Consider the following 722-nt stretch of genomic DNA (forward strand, 5'->3'; position numbering starts at 1 on the left):
GTCACGAAGATGGACCTCGTCCGCGAGCTCGACCTGATGATCGAGCAGCACGAGGCCAAGACCCACCTCCGCGACCTGAACGTGATCGCGTCACCCGCGCAGGACATCCGCGCGACCTTCGACCTCATGCCGACCGCGACGGTCGAGGACTGGGCCACGATCTCAGAGCGCATGAAGGCGCTGCCCGAGGCCATCGACGGCTACGTCGCGACCCTCCGCCGTGGCATCGCCGAGGGGGTCGTGCCCGCTCGTCGCCAGGTGAACGAGGTCGTCGCGCAGATCGCCCGTTACACCGCCGACACCGGCTTCTTCGCCGAGTTCGTCGGGAACGCCGCGCCCGCCGAGGGGCAGCTGCCCGCCTCGCTCGCGCGCGACCTCGACCAGAACGCCGGCGCCGCCCGCGTCGCCTACGACGGCCTGGCCTCCTTCCTCTCCTCGGAGCTCGCCCCGGTCGCGGGCGAGGCGGACGGCGTCGGTCGCGAGATGTACGCGTTGCACTCACGCCAGTTCCTCGGCGCCGAGATTGACCTCGACGAGACCTACGACTGGGGCGTCGAAGAGCTCGCCCGCATGGTCGCCGAGCAGGAGGCGATCGCGAACGAGATCCTTCCCGGCGCGAGCGTCGAAGAAGCGGTCGCCTTCCTCGAGAAGGACGAGTCGCGCAAGCTCCGCGGCACGAAGGCGCTCCAGGCGTGGATGCAGCGCACGAGCGACAAGGCCGG

General features: G+C 70.2%; 1 protein-coding gene. It reads left to right on the plus strand.

Annotated features, from left to right (window positions below):
• Positions 1–9: 9 nt before the first annotated feature.
• Positions 10–722, plus strand: a 713-nt coding sequence (locus NS331_RS25265; protein WP_242873890.1) for a DUF885 family protein, incomplete at its 3' end; no start/stop codon positions are given.

The organism is Pseudacidovorax intermedius, assembly GCF_001476815.1.
Classification (GTDB): Bacteria; Pseudomonadota; Gammaproteobacteria; order Burkholderiales; family Burkholderiaceae_C; genus Xenophilus; species Xenophilus intermedius_A.